This is a genomic window from Flavobacterium sp. PL11 (genome assembly GCF_035985025.1).
GTDB lineage: Bacteria > Bacteroidota > Bacteroidia > Flavobacteriales > Flavobacteriaceae > Flavobacterium.
In genome coordinates this window covers 83,751-104,693 of the sequence record NZ_JAXCIA010000009.1, presented here as the reverse complement: position 1 = coordinate 104,693, position 20,943 = coordinate 83,751, and the positions used below count along the sequence as shown (strand labels likewise).

Annotated in this window: 11 protein-coding genes; all 11 read right to left on the bottom strand. The window is 31.9% G+C overall.

Annotated elements, in window-relative coordinates:
• Positions 1-235 precede the first annotated feature (235 nt).
• Entirely contained in the window at positions 236-4,420 is a 4,185-nt protein-coding gene (locus RCH18_RS06835; protein ID WP_326936005.1) for a chemotaxis protein CheB, read from the bottom strand.
• A 100-nt stretch (positions 4,421-4,520) separates the two neighbouring features.
• A complete protein-coding gene (locus RCH18_RS06830) occupies positions 4,521-4,955 on the bottom strand; it encodes a response regulator (RefSeq protein ID WP_326936004.1) in 435 nt (144 codons plus the stop codon).
• Entirely contained in the window at positions 4,955-8,062 is a 3,108-nt protein-coding gene (locus tag RCH18_RS06825) for a PAS domain-containing hybrid sensor histidine kinase/response regulator (protein ID WP_326936003.1), read from the bottom strand. Before RCH18_RS06825 ends, RCH18_RS06830 begins: the two co-directional genes overlap by 1 nt.
• Positions 8,062-8,616 carry a helix-turn-helix domain-containing protein gene (locus RCH18_RS06820; protein WP_326936030.1) on the bottom strand — a complete coding sequence of 185 codons (555 nt, stop codon included), beginning with the start codon at positions 8,614-8,616 and terminating at the stop codon, positions 8,062-8,064. The genes RCH18_RS06825 and RCH18_RS06820 overlap by 1 nt, the downstream gene beginning before the upstream one ends.
• A 702-nt stretch (positions 8,617-9,318) precedes the next feature.
• Positions 9,319-9,804: a hypothetical protein gene (locus tag RCH18_RS06815; RefSeq protein ID WP_326936002.1), complete on the bottom strand. Its 486-nt coding sequence runs from the start codon at positions 9,802-9,804 to the stop codon at positions 9,319-9,321.
• 3 nt (positions 9,805-9,807) lie between these two features.
• Positions 9,808-10,485, bottom strand: a complete 678-nt coding sequence (locus tag RCH18_RS06810) for a peptidoglycan DD-metalloendopeptidase family protein (protein ID WP_326936001.1) — start codon at positions 10,483-10,485, stop codon at positions 9,808-9,810.
• Positions 10,486-10,610: 125 nt separating this feature from the next.
• A complete protein-coding gene (locus RCH18_RS06805) occupies positions 10,611-11,924 on the bottom strand; it encodes an MFS transporter (protein ID WP_326936000.1) in 1,314 nt (437 codons plus the stop codon).
• A gap of 35 nt (positions 11,925-11,959) precedes the next feature.
• The gene (locus RCH18_RS06800; RefSeq protein ID WP_326935999.1) at positions 11,960-13,393 is read right to left on the bottom strand and encodes a SusD/RagB family nutrient-binding outer membrane lipoprotein; all 1,434 of its coding nucleotides are present in this window, start codon (positions 13,391-13,393) and stop codon (positions 11,960-11,962) included.
• A 16-nt stretch (positions 13,394-13,409) separates the two neighbouring features.
• On the bottom strand, positions 13,410-16,697 hold the full coding sequence (locus RCH18_RS06795) for a SusC/RagA family TonB-linked outer membrane protein (RefSeq protein ID WP_326935998.1): 3,288 nt from the start codon (positions 16,695-16,697) through the stop codon (positions 13,410-13,412).
• A 464-nt stretch (positions 16,698-17,161) separates the two neighbouring features.
• Positions 17,162-18,934: a Na+/H+ antiporter NhaA gene (gene nhaA, locus RCH18_RS06790; protein ID WP_326935997.1), complete on the bottom strand. Its 1,773-nt coding sequence runs from the start codon at positions 18,932-18,934 to the stop codon at positions 17,162-17,164.
• 931 nt (positions 18,935-19,865) lie between these two features.
• Positions 19,866-20,867: an NADP-dependent oxidoreductase gene (locus RCH18_RS06785; RefSeq protein ID WP_326935996.1), complete on the bottom strand. Its 1,002-nt coding sequence runs from the start codon at positions 20,865-20,867 to the stop codon at positions 19,866-19,868.
• Between the last annotated feature and the right edge of the window lie 76 nt (positions 20,868-20,943).

The following is a 20,943-nucleotide window of genomic DNA, read 5'->3' as shown; positions in this document are numbered from 1 at the left end:
CTCTTATAATTCAGGTGATGAAGAATAAGAATTTAAGGAAATAAATTGATTATATTGTCAAAATGATACAAGTGCTACACTTAAATATTTACCAAATCTATTCTTGAAAGATGACATTCATTCAATTACAACCGATGCACAGTCATTAATTAATTTTTAAAAATGCGGTTATAGTAGAAAATAATAAGAGAATTTATATATCGTTATTTTTCAGAATGTGAGTAGTTTAATTGTTTTATACTTTTACTATTTGAGTAAGTTCTTTTATCTTACTCAAAAGTAGTTGAACATCGAGTGGCTTAGCAACATAATCATTCATTCCCATTTGTTTACATTTTCCGAAGTCAACAGTAGTTACATCAGCGGTAAGAGCAATAATGGGTGTACTTATATTCATCACTTCACGAATATAAGTTGTCGTCTCAAATCCGTTCATAACGGGCATGTGTAAATCCATTAAAATTATGTCATAGGTTTTCTTCTGCAGCATATCTATAGCGATTTTACCATTACTTGCAAGATCGCGCTCACATCCTAAATCATTTAAAATAGTTTTCATTAATAATTGATTCAAGGCATCGTCCTCAACAATTAACACTGTAATCTTTTTTAAATCATTATTTAAAACTTTAATGTCTGTATCTATTTCTATATCAGACGAGGTTTTTTCGAACGGTAAATTAAATATAAAGCTTGTGCCTTGATCTACTTTACTCTTTACACGTATGCTGCCACCTTGAGCATCTACTAAATGTTTTACAATTGCTAAACCTAAACCTGTGCCACCATGTATTCCTGATGATTGATTTGTAGCTTGATGAAAATTTTTGAAAATTAAATCTATATTTTCTGAGGGAATACCTATTCCAGTATCAGTAACAACAAACTCGACTATCACTTTTTTATCGTCTTCAAATAATAAATTTGTACTAAATGTAATTGTGCCTTTAGCTGTAAATTTAATTGCATTGCTTACTAAATTTAGAATTATTTGATTCAATCTTGCTGAATCACCAGATATGATTTCAGGAATATTTCTATCGTAATTAGTAATAAATTTTAAATTTTTATCTTTAACTTTTGTTGCAAATAAATTTAGAATTAACGAAAGTGAAAGTTCAAATTTAAATGGTCTTTTTTTGAAAACCATTTTACCAGCATCAACTTTAGCTAAGTCCAAAATATCATCTATTAACGCAATTAAGGTATCACCACTTACTTTTATTGCATCAAGATATACCAGTTGTTTTTGTGCAAGCTTAGTTCGCAATAAAACTGCCGTAAAGCCAATGATGGCATTCATCGGTGTACGTATTTCATGACTCATATTTGATAAAAATTGCTGTTTAGCTTTAGTGGCACTTTCAGCAACTATTGCAGCTTTTTCTGCTAATAATTTTTCTTTTTCTGCAATTTTAGTGGCATTTTCCGCAACTATTTTGGACTCTAACAATTCGCTTTGAATTCTTTTTTGATCTGTTATATCTCTTGCTACGAATACTAAACCTTTGACATTGCCTTTGTCATCTTTATATACGGAGCCATTTAGTAAAATATCGGTTATCTTGCCATTCTCTTTTTGTAATTGTAGTGGTGTATTGTTTACAAAACCATCTGAAAGAACTTTTTTATAAGCAGCACGTGCTTTTTCTGGCTTTGAAAAATAATCAAAATATAAAGATCCTTTTAATTGCTCTCTTAATAATCCTGTATGTTTAATCATAGCGCGATTCACATTGGTGATCAAACCATCATTATCGACAGTTGTCAAAGGATCAAGACTTGCCTCTATTAGACTCACCGCGTACTTTTCTTTTATATAAAATTGAGAACGTTCTGTGATGTCTTCAATTGCTAAAAGTATAAGTTGTTCGCTACTGGATTTTTGTATGATAAGATGTGCATTTAAAAGCATTGTTTTTTCTCCAATTCCAGTAAGTGTTTGTGTCACTTCGAAATTTTCAAAACCAGTATTATTTTCGATTAATTCATTTAACTCTTCTCGAAGTTGCTTGATGTTCCATTGTTTATTTCCTAACTCAAAAAGTAATTTCCCTTCAGTATCTGACTTCTCTACTATAAACTTTTTATAGTAAGATTTGTTAGCAGACATAACTTTGAAATTTTTGTTCAAAATGAGCATTGGCTCATGTATTGTTGCAATTATTGCTTCTGAATATTCGTATGATTCTATTAATTGCTCATGGCGGGTTTGCAATTCTTGATTAGTGCATATTAGCTCCTCATTTGTGGCTTCTATTTCCTCTTTAGAGGTTTCTAATTCTTCATTTAAAGTTTGAAATTCCTCGTTAGAAGAGACAATCTCCTCGTTAGCCGCTTGCAACTCTTCATAGATAATTTCTTGCGACTCAATTTGCTTGATCATTTCCGCACGAGTTGCATTAAGCTCTGTGGTTAATTTTTTAATTTTTACATCTTTAATATTTCCACTTTGATTTCCATTTAAGTCCAATTCGAAAATTTTCTCGACTTTTTCGTTAGGTTGAAAAACGATAAGAAGTAAAGGTTCTTCACCCTTGTTATTGAGAGGATTCACTTCAAAGGTCATTAATCTTAAAACTGAATCTATCTTAATTTCGATTCCCGATTTAATCACCGGTTGATTAAATTGAATCACAGTGTTAATAGCAGTTCGAAGTTCAAAAGCAAATTCTAGCTTTGCCATTTTTAGAATGTTTAGGCTCGCTTTGCCAGTTGAATGTTCTAAATAAGATGAAACAGGGCCTCTAAACTGCAATATATCCATGTCTTTGTTAACAACGGCACAAGCTGGCATGTAACTGGCCAATAAAATGGTATCAATAGCGGTCTCGATATTCTCTTGATTCATATTCTTATTTTTAATAGTAGTAAAAGTCGCTTTATTGACTTTACTAATACGTGTAAAACGCGGTTTTAGTTCCGGTATTTTTTGAACACCCAGATTGTTTTTTCGTGCATACACTTTAAATTTAGAATCAATTAAAGTAAATAGTTGTGATGTAATGCCTATACTTTCCGCTTTACCTAGCATTAAATATCCTGTTTCACGCAGTGCAAAATGAAGCGATGCAAAAACCTTTTTTTGAGCTGCTGCATCAAAATATATCAGAAGATTACAACAACTTACAAAATCCATTCGGGAGAAGGGAGGATCGCTGAGAATATTGTGGGGTGCAAATATGCACATCTCTCTAATTTCTTTTATAATACAATAAGTGTCTCCTGATTTAGTAAAGAATTGATCTAAGTAATTTTTAGGAATTGATTCAATTTCAGCATGAGAATATTCTCCAGCGCGCGCTATCTTGATTACGTCCTCGCTTAAGTCAGTAGCAAAAATTTGCACTGGAATTTTAAGCTCATTCTGCATTTGCAAATCGGCAATTAACATCGCAAAGGAGTACGCTTCTTGCCCTGTTGAACATGCTGTAACCCAAATACGCATTGGCTCATCACGATTTTTCTTTTTTAAAATAGCTGCAAGAAGGTTTGTTTTTATATAATGAAAAGTTTCTTTTTCTCTAAAAAAGCTAGTTACATTTATGAGTAGATCAGTGTAAAGAATTTCGACTTCGTTATTTTTTTCTAATAAAAGTTTTACATAATCACGAGTGGTGTTTACTCCTGACTGCTTCATTTTATGAATTATTCTTCTTTTAATGGTTGGTAGTTTATAATGACTAAAATCCATTCTTGTTTCTTTAAGCAGTATTTCAAAAATCGAATCTAGATCGTAATTGTCATTAACTAATTCGATTTCTTCGTCTTTAATTTCTACTTTTGAAACTCTAGGAATACCTAATTTACTGAACTGGACTATTTTGGCAGCAATTTTATCTGGGGGTAAAATAAAATCAACAGCTCCAGCTAATATTGCTGATTTGGGCATACTTTCCGCTTGAGCGCTATCATCTTGCGCAAAAGTTATTCCACCAGCATCTTTTATCGCTTTTAACCCTTCCATACCATCACTAGCGTAACCAGAAAGCACAACACCAATTACATTTTCTTTGTGTGTATCCGCTAAAGTGGAAAAGAGTAAATCTATAGATAGTGTAGGACTATTTTTTTTAATCCGTGGCAGTAATTGAATGTGACCATTAACTACTTTGATTACCTTATTAGGTGGAATCACATAAATAGTATTGGGTTCCATTTTTTCCATATTATCAATTTCCTCAACTTTCATTTTAGTGATTTTAGAAAGAATGGAAGTCAATAAACTTTTATGATTAGGACTTAAATGTTGCACATAAATAAACGCCATACCAGTATCTATAGGTAAATTTTTAAGTAAAAGGCTAAATGCCTCTAAACCTCCAGCCGAAGCACCTATAGCCACCACAGTAAAGGAATTTTTATCAACATCTTTTTTAGATACTTCTTTGATAGAGCTACTGTGATTGGATTGTTTCATTATTTATGTGCTTTTTACTATATTCTAAATCATTAAAAACGTAAAGAGTAATATTATTTATGGAGGACAAGTTTATGTATCGTAAAGCTGCAAAATTGAATTACATTCGATCCATATACCAGTTCAATTCTTTCTCCATTTTTTGATATTTGAAAATAGTACTAATAATTTGTTGCAATCTAATGAAAGCAGTTTCACTTTTTACAACATAATCTAAAGCTTTATGATGTATACAATTGACGGCAACATCAATTTTATCCTGCGAAGACAGCATGATAACTGGTATTTTTTTATTGATTTCTTTAATTTTGTCTAGGGTTTCAATGCCATTCATAGCATTAGCTATAATGCCGTCAAGATGATAATCTAATATTATTACATCAGGATTGCCTTTCAAGTTAGCGATACACAATTCTCCAGTAGAAAACGTTTCAACTATAAAATCAGCATTTTCTAAAAATAGTATTTCCAATGATTTTAAGAATAACGCATCATCATCTACTAAAAATAATTTTATTTTATGTTCTTCATTCATTATATGGTAATTTTAATTTTGTCTAATTCTTGCGATAATTCTTCACATGCTTGGATGCATATATGTTCCAATTTTACAACTAATTCTTCTAATTCAGTCGTTTCTTTTTCAGCATTTGCAAGTTCTTGTATTTTCTTGGCTATTATTTCATAATCACGATTTATTCCAACAATTGCAAACGAAGGTAAGATTCTGTGTACTGCAGCACTTACAGAATTCCAATTTTTACTTACTAAATTTTGTTTTATTGCTTGAATAATTATTGGTGTTTGAGTTAAATACAATTGAATCATTTCCATCATTAATTTTGGACTTGATTTGGTTATCTTTTTTAGATATGTTAAGTCAATACAGCTTTCTTTTGCTACAACTTTTTTCTTTTTAGATCTTTTAATTTTTATCTTAATTTTAGGATATGGTTTTTCGATAATTTCGATAATTTTACTAAATAGAATACGCTCATCAACTGGCTTAGCAAGATAATCGTTCATTCCAACCGCTCTACACTTTTCAAGATCAACAGTAGTAACATCAGCGGTTAGTGCGATTATTGGAATTTTTGATTTTAATGTTTTTCGTATATACGTCGTGGCTTCAAATCCATCCATAACTGGCATTTGTAAATCCATTAACACTACATCAAACTTGTTTTCTTGCAATTTTTGTACAGCAATAGCACCGTTTTCGGCGCTGTCATGCTGAAACCCAAAATCATCAAGCAACGTTTTCATTAACAATTGATTCAACGGTATATCTTCAACAATTAATACTTTTATGTTTTTGAATTCGGTTTGTGTTTCAATATGATTATTTTCTTTTTCTGGATTTGTATACGCTTTGTAAAATGGAAGTGTAAAACTAAAAGTAGAACCAAAACCTTCTATGCTTTTAACATTAATTTTTCCGCCTTGAGGTTCTATTAGCTGTTTTACAATGGCTAGTCCTAATCCAGTTCCGCCGTAAAGTCTAGAAGTATGGCTGGACGCTTGCTGAAAATTTTCAAATATAGAATCTAGTCGGTCTTTTGGTATTCCTATTCCTGTATCAGTCACTGCAAAATGAATTATTACTTTTTCCTTATCTTGATCCAGTAACTTAACACTCACAATGATTTTCCCAGACGATGTAAACTTGACAGCATTACTTACTAAGTTTAAAATAATTTGGTGCAAACGCATTGGATCTCCCACCAAAAGTTCTGGAATGTCAGGGTCAAACTCTTTAACTAATTTTAAATTCTTTTCGTGAATCTTGGGTTCGAATAAATGCAACATCGATGAAACCGAGGATCTCAATTTAAAAGCTACTTGTTCAAATGACATTTGACCAGATTCTACTTTTGCCAAATCTAATATGTCATTTATCAGCACAATCATGGCATCTCCACTCATTTTGATTGCCTCGAGATATTCCTTCTGCTTTACTGTTAAGTCCGTTTTTAAAACCACTTTGGTAAAGCCTATAATTGCATTCATTGGCGTGCGAATTTCATGGCTCATGTTAGACAAAAACTGTTGTTTTGCTTGCACCGCATTTTCTGCTGCGACCTTCGCTTCTTCAGCAAGTTCCTTAGCGAATTCAGCAAGATTTTTTGCTTCAATAAGTTCTGATGCAATTCTTTTTTGCTCCGTAATATCTCGTGCTACAAGAACTACGCCTGCTACTTTTCCATCTTCATTTTTATATACCGATCCATTAAATAGAACATCGGTTTGTTTCCCATTTTTATGGATAAGTGTAAGTGGAGCATCATTTATAGATCCCGTGGCAAAGATTTGATGATGAACTTCTTGAGCTTTTTGTTTCTCTTTAAAATAATTACAAAAATCAGAGTTGGTAAGTATTGTTCTTATTAATCCGGTGCTGTTTACAAATGCTTCATTCATATCTGTAATCTTCCCAGCTGTGTTGATTGTTACTAGAGGATCTCGGCTAGCTTCAATTAAACTTAAATTATACTGAGAATCTAGGGTAGCAGTTATGTTTAACTCTTTTAGTTCTTTACTAACCGTTTTCCATTTTTCCTTTTCTTTGCTTCGAGATGCTAATTCTTTATTAACCTTTGCTAATTCAATAGCATGCTTTTCATTTTCGTCAATTTGGACTGCTAATTCATTATTTGCAATTAATAGTTCTGAAGCTTTATTTTCCTTCTCGCGATTTTGAAAAGTTAACTTTTTATTTGCTTCTATAAGTTTTGCAGCTATTTTTTCCCTCTCTTTACTTTCCCGAGTTAATTTTTTATTAACAGCAGCTAATTCCTTTGCTTGTTTTTGTTTCTCTTTATTTTGAAAATCGAGTTCCTTCTTCGCAATGGCTAACGCAGTTGCTTTTTTTTTGTTATCTCTATTTTGAATGGCCACTTTTTTATTGGCAATTTGGAGATCGAGAGCCCACTTTTGTCTATCAATCGTACGAGCCACTACGACCACGCCTTGGACTTTTCCAAGTGGATCTTTGTAAACCGCTCCATTAAATAATACATCAATGAGAGTACCATCTTTATGTTGCAGCGTAAGAGCAAAATCTTCTATTGCATTGTTTTTAAAAACGTAGTTATAAACGTCCCTTGCTTTCTTTTTATCAGTAAAGTAATCAACAAAATGGGAACCATTTAGTTCTTTTCGGCTATAACCCGTTACATTTATTAATGCTTCGTTCATGTCCATTATTTTACCTTCACTATCAATTGTTATTAATGGATCAAGACTAGCTTCTATCAAACTATGTGAATATTGCGCCGCTAATTTGTGAGCAATTGAATCAGTTGCTTCAGTAAAGAAACCATGGGAAACCCCTTCTTCATCTTTATAAATTGAAGCACTATATATTACGTCTTTTAACTTACCATTTTTATGTTTAATTGTAAAAGGATAGTTTTCAATAAAGCCCTTTTCAAAAACATGTTTCCATTCTTTTTTTACTTGCACCTGCTCTACAAAATGATCCGAAAATGAAGTGCCTATAATGGCGTCTCGTTCAATTCCAATATTTTGCACCGATGCTTCATTAATATCCGTAATTTTTCCTTCGGCACTAATAGTAATAAATGATCCTTTAGTGTCCTGAACTGTTTCTTGGGATATAGTACTGTTTTTATCTATCATTAGTCCTTTACATTTCCAATATCTTCGATTGGATTACGTCTTTTGTCTTTTAATTGTTTAAAGTGAGAAGGGGAAAGTCCCGTTACTTTTTTAAATTGACTTGACAAATGCGCGACACTACTATAGTTCATTTTCCAAGCAATTTCAGTAATATTAAGTTCACCGTAAATAATGAGTTCTTTTATACGCTCTGTTTTGTGAGAAATTATAAATTGTTCAATTGTAGTTCCTTGAACTTCTGAAAATAAGTTAGACAAATAGGTGTAATCGTGATTTAACTTTTGACTTAAATGTTCTGAAAAATTAATTTTTAATGGTTCAGTTGAATAATGAACCATTTCAATAATCACATTCTTGATCTTTTCAATCATCATCGATTTCTTGTCATCCATTAGTTCAAGTCCAGAATCTAAAAGTGCTGCTTTTAAAACCTGCCTTTGATCCGTTGTCAAATTCTCCATGATTTCTACCTCACCCAAATTGACAACCATAAAGTGTAGATTGAGTTTTTTTAACTCCTCCTTAACCGCAATTTTACAGCGATTGCTTACCATGTATTTAATGTATAGTTTCAATTAGTATGAGTTTACAGATTATTTTTTAATAAATATACAATATATAAATTTGTTTTAACATTTGTTGAATTTAGGTTAAGATTTATTTTAACAAATATACGGATCAAATAGAATAAAAATACAAGATATATGATGGCAGAAATATAAAACTTTTACTTTAAAATCTTAAAAAAGCTACAAAACACTTATCAATGTTTTTCAAATGTGCGGTCAGATTGTAATTTTGTTAATTAGCTAATTTTGTGATCGTTATTTTTTTGTATTTAATGATGAGAAATAGTACAGGAAATTTTAAAATAAAGTGCTAATAAACTTTTAAAATAGGTATTTATGAAAGATTAACTAAATTATTACTTTATTTTTAAATATTAAAATCACCAAATTAGTTTTTAAAAGGTAGATGCTAAATTCATAATGGTTTTAGAAGTTTTTTAAAAAAGTTTTGTCTAAAAGTAAGATTATAAAAATTCAATTGAATTATAAAAAACATTGAAATAAATACCTGCAATGTAGCCAAAATTATATTCTAATTTATTAAATATATATTATAGATAATAATTTATATAATAACAAAAACTTATTAAAATTTAATTGTATTACAAATACTCATTTGTCGCTGGTATTTGAAAGCTAATATTCTTATTACCAAATGTTTTCATTAAATAGTTATTGATTGTATTTTTAATCTAATTCGAGGTTGTTTACCCAATCCATTGAATTTATAGAGGAGACTTTATTTTCATTATTCATGACAACTCTTAATTCTTTATTAGCCACTTTTTTAGAGTAAGAGGCTTTGTATCTAAAAATTGTAGATTGATCAATGTTGTTTTTATAGGTCTCTATCAATTCTAAATCAATAAAAGTTCCATAATATTGTCGAAATCGAGTGCAGGTTTTAGATAATTTGGATTCAGTTGTGTTTCGAATTACAGATGCAGTTGCTTCGGCAGTTGTAAAAGGTTTAAATTTTGATGTATTACATGTCATTAAAACTCTCGTGCCTAATTCATAAGCTTTTGTTTTTTGGATCGTACTAATAGTATTGATTGCTATTTTTTCAATTTTCGCTACTTCAACTTCAACTTCATTAGCCGTTGCTACGCTATTTTTTGTTTTACATCCAATGAGTAATAATAAACTTAAAACGATAATTGTCTTTTTCATAATTTATTTAATTTTGAGTAACACATTTGGATCTGGACAGTTTTTTAAATAAAACTCTTGATCTTTTTTACTACATACACCAGGGTAATCACCAAACAAAGTGGGAATTTCTTTTATAATTTGGAAATGTAAATGTGGTGAATAGTCTCCGTTTACACTAGCATCGCCAAGTGAGGCTATTTGTTCTGCTTTTTTCACTGCCGTTCCTACTTTTATTGCGGCAATGCTTTCTAATGATAAATGACCATAAAGTGTATAAAATATATGATCTTGAATTCTATGTTCTAAAATAATAGTTGGACCATAATCACCAACTCCTAGATTATTATTGTAACTATGAATAAAACCATCAATTGCTGCTAAGACTGGCGTTCCTGCTTTGATCCATAAATCTAAACCAATATGAATATTGCGTTCATCAGATCCCGAATCATTAAAAATAGTACTTCGCTTATATAAATTTCTTACCTCATTATAACCACCGTAAGCAACTTTAGCATCATTTTGTTTTAAATAATTTTCAATATAATTTTCGAAATCAGATGCATTGTCAATTTTGAGATTTTTTAAATCCTGATTTGTGTCTGATAAGTCCAAACTGATGTATCGTTTATAGTCTATTGCTGCATCGAGTACTTTCACATCTTCAATCTCGTTTAAAATTGTTTCTAATAATTTCATTTTTTTATATTTTTTTAAAAAATAAATATAAAGTAAATATGTCTATATAAAAATTCCAAAGTAGTATTATAACTTTTATTTTAGACTACCTTAGCTGGTGACACTACCAAATTTTAATACCGATTTTAAATTTCTTGTTCAATTTCTGATATTTTTTCTACCTGTTGCGAAATATTTATAAATTGTAACACTGCCCAAGCCAAAGCTATAAATGCACCAAAGAAAATAAAAGTGTTATTCCAGTCAAAATTATCTTTTATTGGACCTATTAAAAATGCTCCAGCAATTGATCCTACCGCACCCATAGTCATAAATATTGTAAATTGACTTGCCGATATATTTTTAGAGCAGCACTGCATAGCTATAGCAAACACACCAATTTTAGCAAAAGCATTGATAAGTCTATAAACAATAATAAAACCATTCAGCATTTCACTATCCTGCCAGTATTTTGTTCCATAATTTAGAGCCACCACAAGCATTATGATCAGAAAAAAATAAATATTGATCATTAGTTTCTTTCCAAATTTTTCTATTAAATAACCACCTGCTAACATTCCCATAATTCCACCTATTAAGTCAGCAGTGGCAAATGATTGTGAGTAATGTAAATTAGTCCATCCAGTAATTTTTACTGCAAAAATAGGAAGCAAATGTTCAAAAAAGTTGTAAGCTCCTTGTGTAATAAATAATAGAATAACCACTAGTAATGAATTTTTCAATCTAAAGACTTTATACAAGGCTTTCAATATTATTTTCCAATCAGATATTTGCAAATCTTTAGAAATTTCAGAGGCTTTACCAGCAGTAAACGGAAATATTTTTTCGCCTTTTTGCTCTCTCAATACTATGGGAACAATGGTAATAACAGCCACTAGACAAAACAAGGTTAACATTGATGCTTCAAAACTATATTCATTTAAAATCCAACTGCATAATACTAATGATAACGAACTACCCACCATCCTAGAACCTTGCATATATCCATTGGCACGTGCTTGCTGCTCTGGAGGCACCACATCTACAGCCATTGCGTCTCCAGCAGCATCTTGCATGGCTCCAAATGTGGATACTAAAAAAGCAGCAAGCATAAATGTGTTTAAATTATTCAAAGGATCGGGTACAAATGCAAATCCTATTATACTCAACATTAGACCCAAATGACTGATCAAAACCCAAGGTCTCTTTCTTCCCATTGGCAAATAGGTGTATCTATCCATTAATGGTGCAATAATAAATTTGAATGTCCACGGTAGAGAACAAGCAACAGCAAAACTTCCAATTTCACCTGGAGATTTTCCTTGCATGGCCATCCATGCCGGTATGCCCACAAACAGCATTCCTTGTGCAAGGCCTTCAGCAAAATATAAAGCAGAAAAATTGAAATATCGTAAGAACGCACTCTCAGATAGCGTAGGAAAATTAATTAATTTTTGCATAGAAAGAATTGAAATTTTGATTAAAGTGCGTCGTACTATTTGGAAAAAATAGTCACTTCTGTAAATTGGTTAGGAACTGGTTTAGGTACATTTGGGTTTGTATTAATTTCCTGTTGAGGATAAATAAAGCGCTGTGGTTTGGCTGTTCCTGTTGTTAAATTAATAGGCAATTGAACAATGGGTAGCGCATAAGCTAAACGACGGTAATCATTAAATGCTTCATATTGCATCAGTAGAATTATGTATCGTTGACTAATTATTTCGTATAATAATGCTGTTTGCTCCGTTTGTAAATTAGTGGGATTTGCTAAACCAGCAAAAGCAAAATCTGCTGTAACATAAGCATCATATTTTCTATTTAATGCTGAAAAAGTTTTTCCATTTAAATATCCTGTTGCTAGAATAGTTCTCACCTTATTTAAAGCAATCAACGCATCAGCGAGATTTCCAAGCCTAGCTTGTGCTTCAGCAGTAATTAATTGATTTTCATAAAACGTAATCACTGGATGAGATGCATCCGCTGTAAAGGCTCCATCAGTAGTATTTGGGTCTAGATTATTAGGTGCTGTAATTCCCACCTTAATATAATGATTGTATAATGCCGTTTCATTTGTTTTAGAATTAAATGAATTGATACGGCTCTGCATCAATGTTCTTAGATAGCTTCCTTCAAAACCAGTATCACCAGCACGACTTATTCTAAAAAAATCATAGTTTTGATTGGTATTTTGACCTTGGCTAGTTCCATGCGGAATTAATGCATCTCCTGCTGTATTTTGAATTCCAAGATTTGCACTTACTATAGCTTGCGGATAATTTTTAGTATGTAGATACAACCTAGCTTTTAATGTGTGTGCTAATGCTTTCCATTTAGTAACATTACCTTGAAAAATAAAGTCGTTTGCACCAAATGCTAATCCTGACAGTTCCGATAGATTTATAATTGCTTTATCTAATGTTATTTGTAAAGCGGCGTAAACGTCCATTTGTTTATCAAAAATAGGAGTGGGGAACTGTTCTCTGTCAAAGGCTTGACTATAAGGAACGTCACCATATAACGCCGTAGCTTTTGCTATTACAAGCGCTTCTAATACTTGTCCAACGCCTTTTGTCCATTGATCTCCTAGAACATCTGCTTTTATTTGTATCAGTCTTGCTTGGTTTCCTACAGGATATAAATTGTTCCAATTAAAGTTTTGCGTAGATACAATATATTGTCCATAACCTAAATGTGCTCTAGATAAACCAGTCAGTTCGCCAGCCCACATAGAGGCGATTCGCACATCGGTATCTTCGTGAATAAATGCTACACCTAGCATTGTGCCTGACAATAAAGTTTTCACATCAACATCAGTTACTGCATTGGGATTATTTTGAATATTGTTATCATCAAACGCATTAGAACAACCACTAAATAGCGTTAATAAAACAAGATTCATTGATATTATATAGATGGTAAATTTTTTCATTTTTTATGTTATAAAATTAATATTTGACAAGAACTGTAAATAATAAAGATTTTGTGCTTGGGTTTGTAAACCAATCTTGACCTCTTGAAAGTCCTGCACCAGTAACATTAGATTCAGGATCGATACCACTGTATTTAGTCCATAGCACCAGATTTCTTCCTGTTAATGCAAAGTCTATTCTTGATAATTGGTTGTTTTTAAAAAATTTGATGTTTTTTAAAGAATACGATAGGGTAACCTCTCTAAGTCTTGAAGCACTTCCATCCTCTGTAAATTGTTTATAAGAAGCTGTATTCGATGCTGAACCTCTTCCTTGATACCAAGCTTGATTCAATGCTACGGCTCCAGCGCCAAAATCTTTAATTTCTCCTTGAAAGGCAGTTCCTGCGGCAATCGTTTTTCCGTTTACATCTTTAATTCCTCCAGAAGGTGCTATTGCAGTATTGCCAACATCGCCATGTGTTCCAAAAGCGTATAAAGAACCGCGTGTTCCATTAAAAATATCGTTTCCTTGAACCATATCAAATAATAAAAAAAGAGAAAGATTTTTATAAGAAAAAGTATTTCCAATGCCTCCACGCCATTCTGGATTAGGATCTCCAATAACTTCAACAGCAGTTCCTCCTTGAGGAAAACCATTAGCATCTAAAAGGTAAGCACCATCAGTATTTTTTAAGAAGTCAGTAGATAAAAACACACCAAAAGGTTGACCAACAACTAAAGAAGCATTTGCTAAAAAACTATCGGGTAACGTATAAGAATTTGCACCAGCTAAAGAAATCACTTTATTTTTATTTTTAGAAAAATTAGCTGAAATGTTCCATTTAAAATTTTCTCTTTTCAAAATATCCAACTCAAAGTCTAATTCAATTCCTTTGTTTTCTAACTCAGCGGCATTACTATTATAGGTTGTAAAACCAGTTGAAGAGGGTAAACTGATGGGTAAAATAACATCCTTTGTAGTATTGAAATAAGCAGTTCCTGACAAACTTAAACGATTTTTGAAGAATCGAAAATCTACACCAACTTCTGTTTCAGTTTTGATTTCAGGTCTTAATGAATCATTGCCAGCGGTTGTACTTTGAACATATCCACCGGTGTAAATAGCGCTAATACCTGACAATCCACTCGAGAAACCATCCATATAAGTTGCAGCACTAAAATTATTAAAATTCTGGTACGGTTGCGGTTGTATACCTACTTGTCCCCAAGTTAATCTTAGTTTACCAAAATTAATAACTTCCTGCTCATTGAAAAAATCTAGTTTACTAAACTGCCAAGCTAAGGCTGCAGAAGGAAAGAAAAAATTATTTTTGGTTTTAGAACCAAAAGTCGATGCCGCTTCATTTCTACCAGTCAAAGTTAAATACAACATATCGTACGCTTCTAGATCAGCTTGAGCGTAAAATCCATAAGTAATGTTTAGTGAGTTAAAATTGCTTGCAGATAAATTAGTGCTTATGGCATTAGTAAGAATATCAGGTGCATTTGGAATTATAAAATTAGTAATACTTCCGGACAAACTTTCTTTTCGTCTAGTGTTATAATTAAATCCAACTAATAGGGAAGCATCAAAATCAGCACTGATCGTTTTTTTAGCAATTGCAAATAAATCGGTATTAAATTGTTTCTCTTGTACCCAATTTTTAGATAGAAAACCTTTCGGAAAATTAGCAGAATTGCGAGCAAAACGTTCTAGTCTATTGTCGTTATAATTGTCAATTCCCATTCTTGCGGTTGTCGTTAACCATTCTGCCGGTGTCGCGTCTAATTGTAAGCTACCTATAATACGGTCAACCTCACTTGAATTATAATTGTTTACTATATTCCAGTTTGGATTAGCATAAATTGTATTTAAATCTTTTCCTAATGGATTGCGATATGACACATGTGCATTTGGAAATGTTTGACCACTAACATCAGTATAAACTCCACTATAAAAGTCATTATTAAAATCAGCTGGCGTACGTAAGCTGCTCAGGAAAATTCCATCTACGTTGTCACCCTCTTGTACTCTATTAGAATTTATTTTAGTGTACCCTATATTTGCAGTAGCAATAAACCAATTAGTCAATTTATTGGTTACATTAAGTCGCACCGTGTTGCGCTCATAATCACTTGCACTTTTTACAACTCCATCCTGATTAAGATTTCCAAAACTTAGTGCAAAAGTTGATCTTTCGTTTCCGCCGCTGATATTAAAAGAATTATCAACAAAATGACCAGTTTGGAAAGCATCTTTTGAATGATTGTAAGTAGAAGTGTCTCTTTTTCCACCATGAGGATTAGCCGCATTTCCAGCAGCAACGGCATATCTAATCAATCCGTTATCCAGTGTAACATAACCTTGATAACCTAGGGCAGTTGGATTTGTAATAGATTCATCCTCGCCACCTAATCGATCTGAAATAAGATCTCCAAAACTGGAGCGATTACTTTGATTGTATATCCCGTCCGAGCCCTGGCCGTAACGTGTTTGAAGTGGATGCGTTTTATTGACACGGTCAAATGACACGGTAGATTTAATAGCGATATCTATCTTACCCTTAGAATTTTTACCTTTTTTAGTAGTAATTACAATGACACCATTTGCGGCCCTTGATCCCCAAACTGCAGCTGCAGAAGCACCTTTTAATACTTCAACGCGCTCAATATCATCAGGATTAATGTCATTTATTCTGGATTGTTGAATGATTCCATTACTTCTTGCGGCGCCAATCTTTTCGCTGGCGTTGCTAACTGGAATTCCATCAACTATAAATAGGGGTTGGGCATTTCCATTAATAGTATTTTGTCCCCTTATTTGAATATACGATCCTGCTCCTGGGTCACCACCGCTTCTAGAAACTACTACTCCAGAAACTTTACCACTTAAACCATTTAAAACACCAGTTTCACCTGATTTTGCAATAGTATTTCCCTTTACCGTTGTGACTGATGACGCAAACTTATCTCTCTCTCCTTTTACACCTAAAGCAGTTATGACGATGTTATCAAGTTCAATGCTATCTTCGTTAAGTACTACATTGATAACTGATCGATTGTTAATTTTTTCTTTAACAGTTATCATTCCAATATAAGAAAAAAACAATGTACTGGAGGATTGCGGAACATTTAAAATATAATTTCCTAAAGCATCAGTTTGAGTACTGACAGCGCTTCCTGCAAGGATAACTGTCACTCCTTGCGCACTCGTTTTATTTGAGAAAGTAACTGTTCCAGTGATTTGTTTATTTTGTCCGTAAATTAATTGACCACTTATTAAAAAAGTTAATACAGTAAGCGAAAGTATTTTTTGCATCATAAAAATTATTTTAAAATTAAAATGTAGTATTGTAATATGTTTTTAAAACGGTGTAAAAACTTATAAATTATTACGGAAATTACAATCTTATTACTATATCTCGTAAAACATTATCATAAAAAAAAGATTTTTCTGATGAAAATTTAGGTTTCAATTATATAATATTGTGAATTTATATTTTATATCGTATTTCTAACTTATACAATTCATAAAGTTTTGTATATAATTCATAGGTTCAGACATGATTTCTTAAGCTGCAAATAATTTTTGGCTCTTCGCCTAAATTAGTGGAATTATAAATTTTGAGGTTATTATCATCTTATATACTTGTAACTCAATAAGTGGGTTCTATGAAAATTATTGATAATTTATCAGGATAAAATCTTAAGCTGTCGTCGTAACAAAACTAAATTGTATTTATACTATTTCTTTTTAAAAACAGAAACTAATTATATTAATGGAAACTATTTACCTATTGAGACATTAATAGCTCGATTCAATATGAACAAACCAACGATAGCGGATAGGGCAGAAGCTATTATAATACTTAATTTAGCTCCGTTTAATACTGCCCCATCAAAAGCTGCACTTGCCACGACAATTGACATCGTAAAACCAACACCGGCTAAGCATGCCGCTCCAATTAGCTGAGGCCAACTAATTTCATTTGATAAAGTAGCTAAATTAAATTTAGATGCTAACCAACAGAATCCCACAATACCGAGTGGTTTGCCTATACACAAACCTAATATTATACCCAGATTAACTGGCGTAATTACATTAAATTGTACTCCCAATAATACTATTCCGGTATTAAAAAAAGCAAATAAAGGTAATATTAGATAGTTGACTCCTTTTTCTAGAGAATGCTCTAAATCTTCTCCGGGACCAGTCAATCTATTTATAGCTTTATTGATAGATTGTAAAGAACTGTGCCTAATACTTTCTTGACTATTGTCTGCATCTTTAATATTTACTATTTCTTGCTTAAATATCACGCTAGCCTGAGCTGCAATACCTATTAGATTTCCTTTTCTTCTGGAGGGAATTGATATCGCAGTAATAACGCCAGCAAGGGTTGCGTGCAGTCCGCTTTGATAAATAAAGAACCAAAGAAAAACGCCTAAAACAATATAGATGCTGTTAGAATATACTTTGTAATAATTAAGAATTCCCATTATACCAACAATGACGAGTGCTGCCACAAATGCATTAATATGAAATCCGTCTCCATAAAATAACGCAATAACAATAATAGCACCTAAGTCATCAGAAATGGCTAATGCAGAGATAAAAGTCTTTAACGCCATGGGCACTTTGCTTCCTAGCATCGACATAAATCCTAATGTGAACGCAATATCAGTAGCCATTGGAACTCCCCAGCCGTGAGCATTCTCATCGTTGTAGTTGATCAACAAATACAATAATGCTGGAATAATCATACCGCCAAGGGCTCCAATAACAGGCATGGTCGCCTTTTTTCTACTTGATAATTCTCCAAAAATTATTTCTCTTTTTATCTCTAATCCTATTAATAAAAAGAAAATTGCCATTAATCCATCATTAATCCAGGTTTCTATTGGCAAAAGGAAGTTATATTCACCTGCAGAAAAGCCAAATTTAAAATCACGCAAAAATTCGTATTCTTCACTAAAACCTATATTTGCAAAAATTAGGGCGACTATTGCAGCAACCAATAGCACCAACGCAGCCGATACTCCCCAATTTACAAAATTTTCCATGGCTTGCGCAACAGGTCTGTTTTTAATACGTTCAATATATTCTATAAGCGCGTGTTCGTCCCAAGCGCCATTATACAGAACACCGTTTACGGTAACTGCTGGCACTAACTTTACTTGATTTTTTTCAGCAAGATTTATATTGTTTTTTAACTCTTTGGTAATTTCTAACGAATCATATTTTTGTTTGAATTTTTGAATATCAATACCAAGACTTTCAGCCATATTATGAATAATGTCCAAAGTATAATCACCTTCATGATCCAATAGTAATAAATCCATTTCATTGAGTTTTCCAAATGATTTAGCCGTCAAAACCGCCCTTGTTGTTACCTGGAATTCAGCGTTATTTACGGTATTCGAAAAATATTGAAATTTCATATTAATCGTATCTCCATAATGTTTGACAACGTTATCTAGTATGTGGCGACCATTTCGACCAATTTTCTTAGTATAGTCGACAAATATGAGTAATTCTATTTGGATATCTTTATGCATCAATAATTGTTTAAAAGATTTATTGCATTACAATTTAATAATGAGTTTTGAATGCAGGAATGCAGGAATTGGTGATGAAATGTGTAAAGTAGTTCAAGTCATGTTCTTTATCATTATTTAAATATTCACTTATTATTTTTATTTGTATCGTTTGTTTCAATTTGTTAATTTATAAAGCTCATGTTTACGCTGCCTTGATACATAAAGTATTTATTTTTAAAAAGATGTTTGATATATTTTTAATCCAATTTAGAAATCTCTATTATTTCTGCCGTTGTGCCACTAATTTTTAATTAAGCTAGTCAAAGAGCCTTTTTATCTGTTATTCTAAAATGACAATTTAAGGTATAATTAAGACGTTAAGATCTGTAAATTATTGATAATTATGTAATTATCATAATTAAATTTTTTTTAATTCTTGTTTTTTTATTTTCTCCACATCTTTTGCTAAATCTTTAATCCTCAAATTTTGTAAAATAATTGCATTTATAATGATAGTATGTTAACCTAGCATGACATGGCTTGGCTTGATATAATCGCCGTAAACACGTATTTAACAATTTATTAAACAAAGATTTTAATTAGTATTTATAAAAATTTATAGATATTATTTTTCTTATAATTAAGATAGGATGGATAAAAATTATTGTAATCCCTGCTCTACAATCATGATCTAATTCTTTAAAAAGAACTATGTTTCTGCAATCACTAGAATAATGTGATAACCAATAATTCTTAAATCTTCAATGATAAAAGCATTCATATCACTTACATCTTCGTCATTTTCATAGATTCATTGCAATCTTTTACCCATTCTTTCTTAAACGTGTATTTTAATCTTTTGAGATGTTTTTAATCTCTAAAAAAATATAAATAGCTGTACTTTTACATTGAAGCCTTTATCATCAAACCTGTAATTCTTTATTTTAGTTTATACTTTGACGATCATTTTTCCTTTGTTTTTTCCTTGAAATAAATCGATAAAAGCATTGGGTATTTCATCAAAACCATCTACAATAGTTTCTACATAGTACAGTTTGTCTTGCTGTAACCATTCTGCTAATTGCTTAATTCCTTCGGAATGTTTGTCTGCATAATTGGAAATCACGAAACCTTGCATAGAAGAACTTGTCTTGATTAAGAATGGTTGTACACTAATACTTTTTGGAAGTTCTGTACTATTGTAAACGGAAATAGCACCGCAGTTTACTGTTCTTGAGAACTTGTTGATATTAAAAAGTACGGCCTCAGAGATTTCGCCTCCCACATTGTCAAAATAAATATCTACGCCTTCGGGACAAGAATTAGCGATTGCTTCCTTCATGTTTTGTGTCGTATTATAATTGATTGCTTCATCAAAACCGAATTCAGATTTGAGCATTTCCACTTTTTCATCCGTTCCGGCAATTCCAACTACTCTTAAACCAAGTATTTTCCCTATTTGACCCACAACACTTCCTACAGCTCCTGCTGCACCTGATACAAGTAGTGTTTCTCCTTTTTTAGGTTTTCCTATTTCAGTAAGTCCCAAATAGGCGGTAAGCCCTGTCATTCCTAAAACGCCAAGATATGCCGAAAGAGGTGCTTTCTTTGGATCTACAATTAGAAGTTCATCGGTTTTTATTATTTGAGTTTCTTTCCATTCCAACATACCAGATACGTGATCGCCTGCGCTAAATTTACTGTTCTTTGATGCTAAAACTTCAGCAATAACCCCAGACATTATTGGTTTATTGAGCTCAAATGGTTTGACGTAAGACTTGGCATCGCTCATTCTGCCCCTTAAATAAGGATCGACAGAAATATATTTGGAACTTAATAAAACTTCTCCTTCTTGTAACTCGGGTATGGGAGAAGTGGTAAAATCAAAATCAGTCAGCTCAGGTATTCCTTTTGGTCTGTTTTTTAAATTAATTGTTCTTGTTGTGTTCATAGTTTATTTATTTATTATGTTAATTTTTTATTTTAAAAAGTTAATGTTTTTTACGAAAGATTTGGATAATTGCCAA

What these genes read in the sequence shown, in the direction of transcription:
- RCH18_RS06835 (WP_326936005.1), bottom strand. Translation starts at nt 4,420, where the DNA reads ATGAAACAATCCAATCACAGTAGCTCTATCAAAGAAGTATCTAAAAAA.
- RCH18_RS06830 (WP_326936004.1), bottom strand. Translation starts at nt 4,955, where the DNA reads ATGAATGAAGAACATAAAATAAAATTATTTTTAGTAGATGATGATGCG.
- RCH18_RS06825 (WP_326936003.1), bottom strand. Translation starts at nt 8,062, where the DNA reads ATGATAGATAAAAACAGTACTATATCCCAAGAAACAGTTCAGGACACT.
- RCH18_RS06820 (WP_326936030.1), bottom strand. Translation starts at nt 8,616, where the DNA reads ATGGTAAGCAATCGCTGTAAAATTGCGGTTAAGGAGGAGTTAAAAAAA.
- RCH18_RS06815 (WP_326936002.1), bottom strand. Translation starts at nt 9,804, where the DNA reads ATGAAAAAGACAATTATCGTTTTAAGTTTATTATTACTCATTGGATGT.
- RCH18_RS06810 (WP_326936001.1), bottom strand. Translation starts at nt 10,485, where the DNA reads ATGAAATTATTAGAAACAATTTTAAACGAGATTGAAGATGTGAAAGTA.
- RCH18_RS06805 (WP_326936000.1), bottom strand. Translation starts at nt 11,924, where the DNA reads ATGCAAAAATTAATTAATTTTCCTACGCTATCTGAGAGTGCGTTCTTA.
- RCH18_RS06800 (WP_326935999.1), bottom strand. Translation starts at nt 13,393, where the DNA reads ATGAAAAAATTTACCATCTATATAATATCAATGAATCTTGTTTTATTA.
- RCH18_RS06795 (WP_326935998.1), bottom strand. Translation starts at nt 16,697, where the DNA reads ATGATGCAAAAAATACTTTCGCTTACTGTATTAACTTTTTTAATAAGT.
- nhaA (WP_326935997.1), bottom strand. Translation starts at nt 18,934, where the DNA reads ATGCATAAAGATATCCAAATAGAATTACTCATATTTGTCGACTATACT.
- RCH18_RS06785 (WP_326935996.1), bottom strand. Translation starts at nt 20,867, where the DNA reads ATGAACACAACAAGAACAATTAATTTAAAAAACAGACCAAAAGGAATA.